At 60.9% G+C, this 12,822-nt stretch carries 13 protein-coding genes; 8 read left to right on the top strand and 5 right to left on the bottom strand.

All coding sequences use genetic code 11. From position 1 onward, the window contains the following. Positions 1 to 39 precede the first annotated feature (39 nt). Positions 40 to 861: a shikimate 5-dehydrogenase gene (locus CKW35_RS06590; protein ID WP_016487635.1), complete on the top strand. Its 822-nt coding sequence runs from the start codon at positions 40 to 42 to the stop codon at positions 859 to 861. 126 nt (positions 862 to 987) lie between these two features. On the opposite strand, the gene CKW35_RS06585 is transcribed toward CKW35_RS06590, so the two are convergent. The 3 genes from CKW35_RS06585 to CKW35_RS06575 all read right to left on the bottom strand — a co-directional run bounded on the left by CKW35_RS06585 (position 988) and on the right by CKW35_RS06575 (position 2,437). Then, entirely contained in the window at positions 988 to 1,230 is a 243-nt protein-coding gene (locus CKW35_RS06585; RefSeq protein WP_016487634.1) for a hypothetical protein, read from the bottom strand. A 97-nt stretch (positions 1,231 to 1,327) separates the two neighbouring features. Beyond that, on the bottom strand, positions 1,328 to 1,855 hold the full coding sequence (gloA, locus tag CKW35_RS06580) for a lactoylglutathione lyase (protein ID WP_023048589.1): 528 nt from the start codon (positions 1,853 to 1,855) through the stop codon (positions 1,328 to 1,330). Positions 1,856 to 2,077: 222 nt separating this feature from the next. Next, positions 2,078 to 2,437 carry a histone-like nucleoid-structuring protein, MvaT/MvaU family gene (locus CKW35_RS06575; protein WP_016487632.1) on the bottom strand — a complete coding sequence of 120 codons (360 nt, stop codon included), beginning with the start codon at positions 2,435 to 2,437 and terminating at the stop codon, positions 2,078 to 2,080. 359 nt (positions 2,438 to 2,796) lie between these two features. Between CKW35_RS06575 and CKW35_RS06570 the strand changes: the two genes are divergently transcribed. Continuing rightward, entirely contained in the window at positions 2,797 to 4,086 is a 1,290-nt protein-coding gene (locus CKW35_RS06570; protein ID WP_016487631.1) for an OprD family porin, read from the top strand. A gap of 67 nt (positions 4,087 to 4,153) precedes the next feature. After that, a complete protein-coding gene (gene cobF, locus CKW35_RS06565) occupies positions 4,154 to 4,903 on the top strand; it encodes a precorrin-6A synthase (deacetylating) (protein WP_016487630.1) in 750 nt (249 codons plus the stop codon). Positions 4,904 to 5,023: 120 nt separating this feature from the next. On the opposite strand, the gene CKW35_RS06560 is transcribed toward cobF, so the two are convergent. Beyond that, on the bottom strand, positions 5,024 to 5,374 hold the full coding sequence (locus CKW35_RS06560; protein ID WP_016487629.1) for a response regulator: 351 nt from the start codon (positions 5,372 to 5,374) through the stop codon (positions 5,024 to 5,026). A gap of 248 nt (positions 5,375 to 5,622) precedes the next feature. Between CKW35_RS06560 and CKW35_RS06555 the strand changes: the two genes are divergently transcribed. Genes CKW35_RS06555 through CKW35_RS06535 form a run of 5 tightly spaced genes read left to right on the top strand, consistent with a single transcriptional unit; the run spans position 5,623 to position 12,122 of the window. Then, entirely contained in the window at positions 5,623 to 9,090 is a 3,468-nt protein-coding gene (locus CKW35_RS06555) for a response regulator (RefSeq protein ID WP_016487628.1), read from the top strand. Further along, the gene (locus CKW35_RS06550; protein ID WP_016487627.1) at positions 9,087 to 9,908 is read left to right on the top strand and encodes a protein-glutamate O-methyltransferase CheR; all 822 of its coding nucleotides are present in this window, start codon (positions 9,087 to 9,089) and stop codon (positions 9,906 to 9,908) included. The genes CKW35_RS06555 and CKW35_RS06550 overlap by 4 nt, the downstream gene beginning before the upstream one ends. After that, a complete protein-coding gene (locus CKW35_RS06545; protein ID WP_016487626.1) occupies positions 9,905 to 10,480 on the top strand; it encodes a chemotaxis protein CheB in 576 nt (191 codons plus the stop codon). The genes CKW35_RS06550 and CKW35_RS06545 overlap by 4 nt, the downstream gene beginning before the upstream one ends. Beyond that, on the top strand, positions 10,474 to 11,700 hold the full coding sequence (locus tag CKW35_RS06540; RefSeq protein ID WP_016487625.1) for a hybrid sensor histidine kinase/response regulator: 1,227 nt from the start codon (positions 10,474 to 10,476) through the stop codon (positions 11,698 to 11,700). The genes CKW35_RS06545 and CKW35_RS06540 overlap by 7 nt, the downstream gene beginning before the upstream one ends. Positions 11,701 to 11,744: 44 nt before the next feature. Then, positions 11,745 to 12,122, top strand: a complete 378-nt coding sequence (locus CKW35_RS06535) for a response regulator (protein ID WP_016487624.1) — start codon at positions 11,745 to 11,747, stop codon at positions 12,120 to 12,122. Between the two features lie 110 nt (positions 12,123 to 12,232). Here the strand turns inward: CKW35_RS06535 and CKW35_RS06530 are convergent, their stop codons facing one another. Then, positions 12,233 to 12,814 (bottom strand): TetR/AcrR family transcriptional regulator, encoded by a 582-nt coding sequence (locus tag CKW35_RS06530; RefSeq protein WP_016487623.1) that lies wholly within the window; start codon positions 12,812 to 12,814, stop codon positions 12,233 to 12,235. Positions 12,815 to 12,822: the final 8 nt, after the last annotated feature.

Raw genomic sequence — 12,822 nt, 5'->3', positions numbered from 1 at the left:
CGCTGCACAAACGTTTCAGTTCTGACACAGGAGCAGGTTATGTCGACAACTCCCAGCAGGGATACCGTGCTGTGCATCTCCTTGGCCGGCCGCCCCGGCACCTTTGGCGTGCGTTTTCACAACCACCTGTACCAGCAGCTGGGCCTGGACTTTTACTACAAGGCCATGCGTACCGATGACCTGCCGGCGGCGGTGGCGGGTATCCGCGCCTTGGGTATCCGCGGCTGCGGCGTGTCCATGCCGTACAAGGAGGCCTGTATGGCGCTGGTCGATGAAATCGACCCGTCGGCGGCGGCCATCGAGTCGGTCAATACCTTGGTCAATACCGGTGGCCACCTGAAGGCCTACAACACCGATTACCTGGCCGTGCGCCAGTTGCTGGCGCAGCATCAGGTCGATCCGGGCACCGCCTTTGCCCTGCGTGGCAGTGGTGGCATGGCCAAGGCCGTGGCCAGTGCCCTGCGTGATGCAGGCTTTGCCGAAGGCATCATCGTTGCGCGCAACGAGCAGGCCGGTCGGCAACTGGCAGATGTGTGTGGTTATCGCTGGCTGGCTGAGTTGGGCGACATCTGCCCGCCGATGCTGGTGAACGTGACGCCGATCGGTATGGCTGGCGGGCCGGAGGCAGAGGTGCTGGCGTTTTCTGAGCATGCCATAGCGGCGGCCGAGCGGGTGTTCGATGTGGTGGCGATGCCGGCGCAGACGCCGTTGATTCGCCGGGCGCAGGCGTTGGGCAAGCCGGTGATTACCGGGCTGGAGGTCATTGCGCTGCAAGCGCTGGAGCAGTTTGTGCTGTACACGGGTATCAGGCCGACGCGGGCGCAGGTGGATGCCGCAGTGGCTTACGCCCGGGAGGGCTAGTTACTCCTGTGCTGGCCCCTTCGCGGCTAAAGCCGCTCCCACAGGTACAGCAAAGCATCTGAAATCTGTGGATTACCTGTGGGAGCGGCTTTAGCCGCGAAGGGGCCAGTACAAACCTTGGAAGGGTCAGAACACCTTGTGCCCGTCATCCAGCTGCTGGTCGACCAGTGCGCGGCCGTGGGCCAGCGACACATGCTGCGCGTTCTCCAGGTCGGAGAAAAACTTCATCGGCATCGACATGCGCTTGCTGGTGTGCCCGTCGGGCGCGGTAATCAGGCAGCCGGCGGCGTAGGGCAGGGGGGAGTCGGGGTGGGGCATCACGCTGGCGGTGATGGTGTGCTCGCGGTATTCACAGTGAAGAGATTGCATCGTCCTTACCTCGCTGTGGCATGTGAAGCCGTTACCTTCATATACCACAGCAAGGGGCCGGGAGTTCCCGGCCCGACGAGCGAACAGCGATGAATGCTTAGCCTTTGAGCTCGGTCGGCTGGATCACTTCTACCCAGTAACCGTCCGGGTCCTTGACGAAGGCCAGGTGGTTCATGCGCCCGTCCTGCAGGCGTTTCTGGAACGGCACATCCAGTGCTTCAAAGCGCGCACAGGCGGCGCGCACGTCCGGCACCGAAATGCAGATGTGGCCAAACCCGCGCGGGTCGGTATTGCCGTTGTGGTAGGCAAACTCAGCATCGTTTTCGGTGCCGTGGTTGTGGGTCAGCTCCAGTACGCCAGGGATCGACTTCATCCACTGGTGGCGTGCAGCGTCATCAGCGGGAATCTGCGCCGGGTCGACCAGGGCAAGGAAGTACAGGCTGAAGGCGGCTTCAGGGAAGTCACGCTTGTCCACCACGCGGAAACCCAGTACCCGGGTGTAGAAGTCCAGCGACTTCTCGATATCCTTGACGCGCAACATGGTGTGGTTGAAGACGAAGTGGGCGGTAGCGGCATCCGGTTGGGCGGTGACGCCAGGCAGGGTGTGCAGATCGTGCAGGCTCATGGGAACTCCTGAGACGGGGCCGGGCGCAGGGCACCGGCAAAACAGACAGGCTGGCCATGATACGGAAGTGCGCCGATTGCGCAAATGAAAGCGCCCTGCACGGTGCAGGGCGCTGGAATTAGAGGCCCGCATGTGCGGGCGCGTGGGGTCGCTAGTCCTTTAGCTGTCTCGATATTGAGCCAGCCCTTGTGAAAAAAGTGTGAAGTGTGCGTTGACGTTTCATCAGCGTACCCAACTTTCCACCGTGGCGCCCCCATACTGTTCTTTCCAGGCCTTGAGGCCGCGGTGGTTGCCGCCCTTGGTCTCGATCCGCTCGCCGGTGTGCGGGTTTTGATAAACCTTTACCACGCGTGGGCGGCGCTGTTGCTTGGGCGCTGGGCCGCTAGTCTTGGCTACCGCCTTGGGATCGAGGATGGCGATGATATCGCGCAGGCTCTTGTCATAGCTTTTCATCAGGCCGACTAGTTTCTGCTCGAATTCGATTTCGCGTTTGAGGCCGGCATCCTTTTTCAATGCCTCCAGTTGCGCCATCTGCTCCTGGAGCGCTTTTTCGGCAGCACGAAACTCTGCAAGTCTGGACACTGTAATCACTCCTGTACGTCGGTGGTGGCAGGGCGTGACGAACATTAAAACTACATAAAACGCCAGCCACGCAGGTGGGGTCTGCTGTTCGCTGATAGTGAGTGTAGACATTCATCGGGACTGGGTAAACAGCAAACTTTTGTAAGTAAGGCGGGAACTTTCCTAGTTTTGCGCGCGGTATTTCACGGTTTTTTTGCCGTTCCCCAGCGGTTCGTCTAGACCATGGTCCAATGGCGCGCGCCAGCGCCGTTGCGCGATCATTTCAGATGATGGCCGTTGATTGTTCGGCCTTGTCGCAGTGCCGTGGCCAGTTCGTGCCGCAGTGTGTATCCCGCCTTTGATTCTGGATGTGTCTTCGCATGTTTGCCCCTTTCCCCCTCGCCCCTGGGCGCCGTGTTGCCGGCCTGTTCCTCTTGTGTGCCGGCGTCAACGCCCAGGCCACCGGATTTCTTGAAGACAGCAGTGCCAAGGTCGAAGCACGCAATGTTTATTTCAACCGGGATTTTCGTGATGGCCAAAGCGGTTCCAGCCAAGGCGCTTCCAAGCGGGAAGAATGGGCGCAAGGTTTCATCCTTAATGTGCAGTCGGGTTATACCCAAGGGCCGGTCGGTTTTGGCGTAGATGCGCTGGGCATGTTCGGCTTCAAACTGGACTCGAGTCCGGCAGACAGTAACAGTGGCCTGCTGCCTTCTTCCGGTCATGACCCGCGGCACTCGGTTGACCAATATGCAAAGATGGGGCTGGCGGCCAAGGTCAAGGTGTCCAAGAGCGTGCTCAAATACGGCTCGATGATGCCTGATGTGCCATTGCTCAAATACAACGACGGCCGCTTGCTGCCCACCCTGTTCCATGGCGCCATGCTCACTTCTGAAGAAGTGCGCGACTTGAAGTTCACCCTGGCCCGCCTGGACAAATACACCGCGCGGGATTCCACTGACCGCCAGGACATCCGCGTGCACTGCAAGAACAAGCGCTATGCCTGCGATATCGAAGCTGACCACTTTGACCTGGCCGGTGTCGACTACCGCTTCAACGAGCGAATCAGCGCCCAGTACCAGGTGGCCAAGCTGGAAAATATTTACCGCCAGCACTTCCTCGGCCTGGTGGCCAGCCAGCCGTTGGCGTTGGGCAGCCTGTCGGCCGACCTGCGCCTGATCAAGAGTGATGACATTGGCAATGCCCGCGCCGGTGCAATCGACCATCGCGCCTTCAGCGGCATGCTCGGCTACAGCCTGGGTGGCCACAAGATCAGTGCCGGCTGGCAGCGGATGTATGGCGACAGCGCCATGCCGTACCTGGATGGCAGCAACCCGTATCTGGTCAACTATGCTCAGGTCAACGATTTCGCCGCCGCTCAGGAGCGTTCCTGGCAGGTGCGTTATGACTATGACTTCAAGGCGCTGGGTGTGCCCGGCCTGACCTTCTTCACCCGCTACATCAATGGCGACAATATCAAGGTGCCGGGCAGCAGGGCCGAAGGCAAGGAATGGGAACGCGACACCGAGTTCAAGTACCAGGTGCAAAGTGGCACTTTCAAGGATGTCAGCGTGCGCCTGCGTAATTCCACTTACCGTAGCAATTATGAAAAGTGGGCGCGTGACATGGATGAAACACGGGTGATTGTCAGCTACAACTTCTCGGTCTTCTAAGCGGGCGTTTTGCCAAATACCGGTAGCCGCCTGACAATGGCGGCTGGTTCCCGCAAAGGGCAAAGCAATGAAAGACCTGTTGTTGATCGGGATCGGTGCGGGTGACCCGCGCCAGGTCACTTATGAAGCAGTCGATGCACTGCGCCGCGCCTGCGTGTTTTTCGTGCTCGACAAGGGCAGCGACAAGGATGAGCTGGTACGCCTGCGCAAGGCCATTGTGCAGCGCTACCGCCCCGAGGGTGGCTATCGCCTGGTGCAGGTCGCCGACCCCCTGCGCGATGGCCAGGCAGATGACTACCTGGGTGCGGTGCAGGACTGGCACCGGCAGCGTGCTGCGCTGTATGCCCAACTGATCGAGCAGGAGATTGGCGACGGCGAAACCGGCGCCTTTCTGCTGTGGGGCGAGCCGACCCTTTACGACAGTACCCTGCGGATTCTCGATCTGGTCCGCGAGCGCGGCGTGGCGCTGCGCTTGCAGATCATTCCAGGCATCAGCAGTGTACAGGCGCTGGCGGCGCGTCATCAGGTGCCCCTCAACCGCATCGGCGAGCCGCTGACCGTGCTGCCAGGGCGGCGCCTGGCCGGGCATGGGCCTATCGACAACGTGGTGGTGATGCTCGACGGGCAGTGCGCGTTTGCTCAGCTCGATGATCCGGGGTTGGTGATCTACTGGGGCGCTTGCCTGGGTACCGAGGATGAAGTGCTGATTGCCGGGCCGTTGCAGGAGGTGAAGGCGCGGATACTGGAAGTGCGTGAACAGGAGAGGCGGCGTAAGGGGTGGATCATGGATACTTATTTGTTGCGCAGGGAGCTGTGAGTTGTGTGCCCTGTGCCGGCCTCTTCGCGGGTCAACCCGCTCCCACAGGACCGTCACAGCGTTCGAAACCCTGCGGTCTTTGTGCGAGTGGGCAAGCCCGCGAAGCAGGCGACACCGATTTCACGGGTGACCCAGAATGGCCACCACCTTGTCCCGCAACTGGTCGATGCTGAACGGCTTGCCGATCAGGTGCATGCCCTCGGGCACATTGATGCTGTCGGCATAACCACTGGCGAACAGCACGGGCAGCAGTGGCCGCAACTCGCGCGCTTTGCCTGCCAGCACATCGCCACGCATGTCCGGCAAACCCACATCGGTCATCATCAGTTCCAGCGGCTGGCTTGGGTTTGCGAGCACCTGCAGGGCGGCTTCGCCGTCTTCAGCCTCAATGACCGTGTAGCCCAACTCGTCGAGCACTTCGACCATCAGCATGCGTACGATGTCGTCGTCTTCGACTACAAGAAGATGCATGGTTCGGATCCTGTACAAATGAATGTCTTTTATCTGTGCGCCAAGTGACAACAGAAGTTCCCGAGGATACCGATCCCTGCAATCAGATGGAACGATTGGCGCACACCGCCTTCAAATACTGGCTAAATGCCCTGCCAGACCCGTCAAAGCTGGTTAGACTCGCTTATCAGGACGGCGCAGTGGCAGATAACAACAACGGTTGATCCGCCACTCTTTCCAATGGACTTTTTTTGCTCGGGCGTTTTCTCATGATTCAAGCAGCCTCGATAGACCAGCGAAGCTTTCGCAAGCTGTTGAGCCGCAACATCGGCCTCCCCCTGGGGGTGGGCCTGCTGGGGGCCGTAGCCTTCGTTGCGGTGATCAACTACCTGCTTTCGGCCATGCAGTGGGTCGAACACACCGATCGGGTCATCGGCAATGCCAACGAAGCGGTCAAACTGTCGATCGACATGGAAACCGGCATGCGCGGTTTCCTGATCACCGGTGACGAGCGTTTCCTTGACCCCTACGAGGTGGCCAAGCCACGTATTCTCGGCAGCCTGCAAAGCCTGCGGGGCATGGTGGAGGACAACCCGCAGCAGGTCGACCGTATCGACCGGTTGATTGCTTTGCAGCAGGCCTGGAACGACTTCGGCAACGAGATGATTAACCTGCGCCGTAGCCAGGGCGATTACCAGGCCTCGATCGGCAACGGCCGGGGCAAGCGCATCACCGATGAAATCCGCAAGGAATTCGATGGCCTGATCAGCACCGAACAGCAACTGCGCATGGCCCGTAACGAAAAGGTCAGCTCTGTCACTGTGACGGCGATCTCGGCCTTCGTGCTGTTCATCGTCGGCCTCAGCGCCTTGCTGGCTTACCTGGGTCGTCGAGACCTGGTGGCGCTGTCGACCAGCTATGATGAGAACCTTCAGGCCCAGCAACGCTCGGCTCAGCGCCTGGAGCAGCAGGCTTGGTTGCGCAACGGCCAGACCCAGCTGGCTCAGCAGGTGCTCGGGCAACTGACCTTGCCCATGCTTGGTGACAACATCCTGCGCTTCTTTGCTTCTTATCTGGGCAGTGTAGTGGGCGCCGTGTATGTGCGCGATGAGCATGGCCGCCTGGTCCGGGTGGCCTGTTATGGCCTGGGCGCCGAAGAGCAGGCGCGCGAGCAGATCAGGCTGGACCACGACGGCCTGTTGGCTCAGGCCGTGCGTGAAGGCCGCCTGTTGCGCCTGGACAACCTGCCGGAAGACTTCTATCGCCTCAGTTCCGGCCTGGGCAGCGGCTTGCCTCGCAGTGCGCTGCTGATGCCGGCCACCGAGGACGGTCAGATCAACGGGGTGATCGAGCTGGGCTTTCTGCGCCCCCTGCAGGAGCGCGATGAAGAGCTGCTGGAACGGGTCGGCGGCAATCTGGGCATGTCGATCGAGAGTGCCCGTTATCGTCAGCGGCTGCAGGAAGTGCTGGCCGAAACCCAGCAGCTGAACGAAGAGCTGCAGGTGCAGCAGGAAGAGCTCAAGACTGCCAACGAAGAGCTCGAAGAGCAGTCACGGGTGCTCAAGGAGTCCCAGGCCCACCTGGAGACCCAACAGGCTGAGCTTGAGCAGACCAACGAGCAGTTGTCGGAACGCACCGATGCGCTGGACCGCAAGAACGAAGAGCTGGGCCGGGCACAGCTGGAGCTGCAGGCCCGCGCCGACGACTTGCAGCGATCGAGCAAGTACAAGTCCGAATTCCTCGCCAACATGTCCCATGAGCTGCGCACGCCGCTCAACAGCTCGTTGATCCTGGCCAAACTGCTGGCAGAAAACGGTGAGGGCAACCTCAGCGACGAGCAAGTCAAGTTCGCCGAATCCATCTACTCGGCAGGCAACGACCTGCTCAACCTGATCAACGACATTCTCGACATTGCCAAGGTTGAGGCCGGCAAGCTTGAAGTGCGCCCCGAGACCACCCAGGTCGAGCGCCTGGCCGAAGGCTTGCGCGGCATGTTCCAGCCGCTTGCCGGCCACAAAGGCCTGGCCTTCGACGTCAAGCTCGAGCCGCAGGTGCCGGCCACGCTGTTCACGGATCGTCAGCGCCTGGAGCAGATCCTCAAGAATCTGCTGTCCAACGCCATCAAGTTCACTGAGCGTGGCCAGGTCAGCATGAACGTCAGCTACCAGCCTGGCAGCGGTATTGTGTTCGCCGTGCGTGACAGCGGTATCGGTATTGCTGCCGATCAGCACCAGGCGATCTTTGGCGCCTTCCACCAGGTCGATGGCACCAGCAACCGCCGCTATGGTGGCACTGGCCTGGGTCTGTCGATCTCCCGGGACCTGGCGCATCTGCTCGGTGGCCAGATCAATGTCGAGAGCAGCCCAGGCCAAGGCAGTGTGTTCAGCCTGATTTTGCCGGAACGCTATGCCGCCGATGCCGAAGACATCGAGCCGCAAAGCCTGCGCCCCGCCGTCGACGCGTTGCCGCCAGCACCGCAAGTGCCGGTGGCCGCTGCCGCCATGCGCCTGGTACCGACCTTTGCCGACGACCGCGAGCATGCCCCCTTCGATTCCCGTTGCATTCTGGTGATCGAAGACGAGCCAAACTTTGCCCGCATTCTGTTCGACCTTGCGCACGAACTGGGCTACAGCTGCCTGGTGGCCCATGGCGCCGACGAAGGCTTCGAGCTGGCGGCCCAATACATACCGGATGCGATCTTGCTGGACATGCGCCTGCCCGACCACTCGGGGCTGACCGTGCTGCAGCGGCTCAAGGAGCAGGCCGGCACCCGCCATATCCCGGTGCACATCATTTCGGTGGAAGACCGCGTCGAGGCAGCCATGCACATGGGGGCGGTGGGGTATGCGGTAAAACCCACCAGTCGTGAGGAGCTCAAGGAAGTCTTCGCGCGCCTGGAAGCCAAGCTGACGCAAAAGCTCAAGCATATCCTGCTGGTGGAGGACGACGACCTGCAGCGCGAGAGCATCGCCCGGCTGATTGGCGACGACGACGTCGAGATCACTGCCGTGGCCATGGCTCAGGATGCCTTGGCGCTGTTGCGCGAGAACATCTACGACTGCATGATCATCGACCTCAAGCTGCCGGACATGCTCGGCAACGAGCTGCTCAAGCGCATGACCGCCGAGGATATCCGTTCCTTCCCGCCGGTGATCGTGTACACCGGGCGCAACCTGACCCGCGAAGAAGAAGCCGATCTGCTCAAGTACTCGCGGTCGATCATCATCAAGGGCGCGCGTTCGCCGGAGCGCCTGCTCGATGAAGTGACGTTGTTCCTGCACAAGGTAGAATCGCAGCTGTCCAACGAACGCCAGCGCATGCTCAAGACCGCCCGCAGCCGCGACAAGGTGTTCGAGGGGCGCAAGGTGCTGCTGGTGGACGACGATGTGCGTAATATCTTTGCCCTGACCAGTGCCCTGGAGCACAAGGGTGCCATCGTCGAGATTGGCCGTAACGGCCGCGAGGCCATCGAGCGCCTGGAGCAGCATGATGACATCGACCTGGTGCTGATGGACGTGATGATGCCTGAAATGGACGGCTTCGAGGCCACCCGGTTGATCCGCCAGCAAGCGCGCTGGCGCAAACTGCCGATCATCGCCGTGACCGCCAAGGCCATGAAGGATGACCAGCAGCGTTGCCTGCAGGCCGGCGCCAATGATTACCTGGCCAAACCGATTGACCTGGACCGTTTGTTCTCGTTGATTCGTGTATGGCTGCCGCAACTGGAGCGAATTTGACTAGCGAACGTAACACCGACATCGAAATCCGCTTGCTGATCGAGGCCATCTATCTCAAGTACAGCTACGATTTCCGCAACTATTCCGGCGCCTCGATCAAGCGCCGGATCCTGCATGCGCTGCGCCAGTTTGATTGCCTCACGGTGTCGGCGCTGCAGGAGCGCGTGCTGCACGACCCCGGCATGTTCATGCAGTTGCTGCAGTACCTGACGATCCCCGTCAGCGAGATGTTCCGCGACCCTGACCACTTCCTTGCCGTGCGCAACGAAGTGGTGCCGCTGCTGCGTACCTGGCCTTCGATCAAGGTATGGATCGCGGGCTGCAGCACGGGGGAGGAGGTGTATTCCATGGCCATCCTGTTGCGTGAGGAAGGGCTGCTTGAGCGCACCATCATCTACGCCACCGACATCAACCCGCATTCGCTGGACAGGGCCAAGCAGGGGATCTACTCGATGCAGAGCATGCGCGAGTACGAAGAAAACTACCGGCTGGCCGGCGGCCGTCGTGACTTTAGCGAGTACTACACAGCGGCCTATGGCAACGCCATCATGGACAGCAGCCTGCGCGATAACGTGACCTTCGCCGACCACAGCCTGGCCACCGACAGCGTGTTCTCCGAGACCCAACTGGTGTCGTGCCGCAATGTGCTGATCTACTTCAACAAAGAGCTGCAGGACCGCGCCCTCGGGCTGTTCCATGAGTCGCTCTGCCATCGGGGTTTCCTGGTGCTGGGCAGCAAGGAGTCGGTGGATTTTTCGGCCTACAGCGATCGTTTCGAGCCGCTGGTCAAGCCCGAACGGATCTTCCGTAAATCATGAACGGCGTACGCGCAGTGGTGATCGGCGCCTCGGCGGGCGGTGTGGCGGCATTGTTCGAGGTGCTTGGCGCGTTGCCGCCAGCGTTCGCCATACCTGTGCTTTGCGTGCTGCACCTGCCGGACGACCGCCACAGCCAACTGGCCGAAGTGCTGCAGCGTCGCTTGCATCGCCCGGTATGCGAGGCCGCTGACAAGGCGCAGATCAGCAGCGGGCGGATCTACGTGGCGGGGCCGGGTTACCACCTGTCGGTGGAGCACGACCTCACGCTGTCGCTGAGCCAGGAAGACCCCGTGCATTTCTCCCGTCCAGCGATCGATTTCCTGTTCATCTCGGCGGCCGATGCCTATGGCGAGGGCCTGCTTGGCGTGCTGCTCACCGGTGCCAACGAAGACGGCGCCAGAGGGCTTTCCTATATCAAGAACAACGGGGGCCGCACGATCGTCCAGGACCCTCGCGACGCACAGGTCTCCCTGATGCCGGAGGCCGCCCTGGCCCTGCATCAGCCCGACCATATCCTTACTCTGAGTGGTATCGGGCAGCTGCTCGCGACCTTGGAATACAGCGCATGCTAAGCCACACCATCGCCAAACTGCTGATCGTCGACGACCTGCCGGAAAACCTTCTGGCGCTCGATGCCCTTATCCAGGGCGAAGACCGCGAAGTGCACCAGGCCCAGTCTGCCGAAGCTGCGTTGTCGTTGCTGCTTGAGCACGAGTTCGCGCTGGCCATCCTCGATGTGCAGATGCCGGGCATGAACGGTTTCGAACTCGCCGAGCTGATGCGCGGCACCGACAAGACCAAGAATATCCCGATCGTTTTCGTCAGCGCGGCGGGCCGCGAGATGAATTATGCCTTCAAAGGCTACGAGAGCGGGGCCGTGGACTTTCTGCACAAACCGCTCGACACCCTGGCAGTGAAAAGCAAAGTCTCGGTGTTTGTTGACCTGTTCCGCCAGCGCAAGGTGCTTGGCCGGCAATTGGAAGCCCTGGAGCACAGCCGCCAGGAGCAGGAACTGCTGCTCAGCCAGTTACAGGTGGCGCGAGGTGAGCTTGAGCATGCAGTGCGCATGCGTGACGACTTCATGTCGATCGTCTCACATGAGGTGCGCACACCGCTCAATGGCCTGATCCTGGAAACCCAGTTGCGCAAGATGCACCTGGCGCGGGGCAACCTGGAAGCCTTCAGCGCCGACAAGCTGCAAGCCATGGTCGAACGCGACGAGCGGCAGATCAACAGCCTGATCCGGTTGGTCGAGGACATGCTTGATGTGTCACGCATCCGCACCGGTAAATTGTCGCTACGCCCCAGGCTGTTCGATCTCGGTCAACTGGTGCGTGGGTTGGTGGAAAACTTCACCGCGCAAGCCATGGCGCTGGACACCCACATCGAACTGCAGCGCTGTGAAGCATTGAAGGGTGAGTGGGACGAATTCCGGATTGAACAAGTAGTGGCCAACCTGTTGTCCAATGCAATGCGTTACGGCGAGCGCAAGCCGGTGGAGGTACGGGTGTTCGAGCAAGCGGGGATGGCCTGGGTGCAGGTTCAGGATCACGGCATTGGGATAAGCGCGGCCAACCAGCAGCGCATTTTCCAGCAGTTCGAACGGGTCGCTGCCCTGCAAGCCAGCGGGGGCTTGGGGCTGGGGTTGTACATATCCGAGCAGATCGTGCAAGCGCATGGTGGACGGATACACGTTGAAAGCGAGGAAGGCAAGGGCGCCACATTCACCCTGCAATTGCCGCTGGCAACATTCAAAGAACAAAACGACCAGGCGCGGGCAACCTCTGCGTAAGCTTGGGGTCTGATGGCCAACTGTAAGAATTTCAAGGCGTTAACATGAGTGAAGATGCACAAGATGTGGTGTTGGTCGTCGAGGACGAACCGGCGATTCGCATGATTTTGCGCGATTACCTGGCGGGTGAGGGGTACCACGTGCTGGTTGCCGAAGATGGCGAGCAGGCGTTTGCGATCCTGGCCAGCAAACCGCACCTGGACCTGATGGTGACGGACTTCCGTTTGCCGGGTGGTATCTCCGGCGTGGAGATTGCCGAGCCCGCGGTGAAATTGCGACCAGACCTGAAGGTGATCTTCATCAGTGGCTACCCGGCCGAGATCCTCGAGTCTGGCAGCCCGATCACCCGCAAGGCACCGATCCTGGCCAAGCCGTTTGACCTGGATACCCTGCACGAGCAGATCCAGAGACTTTTGCGTTAAAGCGGGTGGCCCAAATCGTCGGCAAGCCAGCGCCCACAGGTACGCTACAGATCTCAAGGCCTGTGCAGTCCTTGTGGGCGCTGGCTTGCCGGCGATAGCGCCAGTACAGGCTATCGCAGGGTCCGCTCTATACCGCCTGCCAACATGCTCTCCATCAGCCCCAGCCCCTGTTCCTCGGGCAATGCCTTCAACATCCCTGGCAACTGGTTCAGCAGCGTCGCCACCACATGCGCCGTCGCCACCAAGGCTTGCCCCTGCAACGTTGCCTGTGGCGCGATCAACCTCAGCAACCCCGCCTCGTAACGTTTGCGCAACAAGGCCAGGCGCGCCTGCTGGTCATCGCTCAAACAGCACAAGTCGCGCTCCGCCAGCCGAAACTGCATCGGCCGCTCGGCATGCAATTGCCAGTGCGCTGCAATCAGGCAGCCCAGTGCCGAGGCCCCGCGCGCCATGGCTCGACGCCCCTGATCCAGAGTGGCCTGCAGTTCTTCGTACAACTCCTCGATCAAGTCGTACAACAGGTCCTGCTTGCTGGGAAAGTGATGGTACAGCGAGCCCGCAGTCAGCCCCACATGGGCCGCCAGTTCGCGCATGCTGACCTGGCCAAAGCCCTTTTCGGCAAACAGCGCCATGGCCCGGTCACGTCGCTCTTCAAAATTGGCACAGCGCATTGCGGCATTGACCGGAGGCATGGCGACTC

It is taken from the genome of Pseudomonas sp. Irchel 3F3, from assembly GCF_900187545.1.
GTDB lineage: Bacteria > Pseudomonadota > Gammaproteobacteria > Pseudomonadales > Pseudomonadaceae > Aquipseudomonas > Aquipseudomonas fortuita.
This window is presented reverse-complemented; position numbering and strand designations above follow the sequence as displayed.

Coding starts and splice junctions, on each gene's coding strand:
- CKW35_RS06570 (WP_016487631.1), top strand. CDS start 2,797: ATGTTTGCCCCTTTCCCCCTCGCCCCTGGGCGCCGTGTTGCCGGCCTG.
- CKW35_RS06530 (WP_016487623.1), bottom strand. CDS start 12,814: ATGCCTCCGGTCAATGCCGCAATGCGCTGTGCCAATTTTGAAGAGCGA.
- CKW35_RS06545 (WP_016487626.1), top strand. CDS start 9,905: ATGAACGGCGTACGCGCAGTGGTGATCGGCGCCTCGGCGGGCGGTGTG.
- CKW35_RS06560 (WP_016487629.1), bottom strand. CDS start 5,374: ATGCATCTTCTTGTAGTCGAAGACGACGACATCGTACGCATGCTGATG.
- CKW35_RS06555 (WP_016487628.1), top strand. CDS start 5,623: ATGATTCAAGCAGCCTCGATAGACCAGCGAAGCTTTCGCAAGCTGTTG.
- cobF (WP_016487630.1), top strand. CDS start 4,154: ATGAAAGACCTGTTGTTGATCGGGATCGGTGCGGGTGACCCGCGCCAG.
- CKW35_RS06585 (WP_016487634.1), bottom strand. CDS start 1,230: ATGCAATCTCTTCACTGTGAATACCGCGAGCACACCATCACCGCCAGC.
- CKW35_RS06535 (WP_016487624.1), top strand. CDS start 11,745: ATGAGTGAAGATGCACAAGATGTGGTGTTGGTCGTCGAGGACGAACCG.
- gloA (WP_023048589.1), bottom strand. CDS start 1,855: ATGAGCCTGCACGATCTGCACACCCTGCCTGGCGTCACCGCCCAACCG.
- CKW35_RS06540 (WP_016487625.1), top strand. CDS start 10,474: ATGCTAAGCCACACCATCGCCAAACTGCTGATCGTCGACGACCTGCCG.
- CKW35_RS06590 (WP_016487635.1), top strand. CDS start 40: ATGTCGACAACTCCCAGCAGGGATACCGTGCTGTGCATCTCCTTGGCC.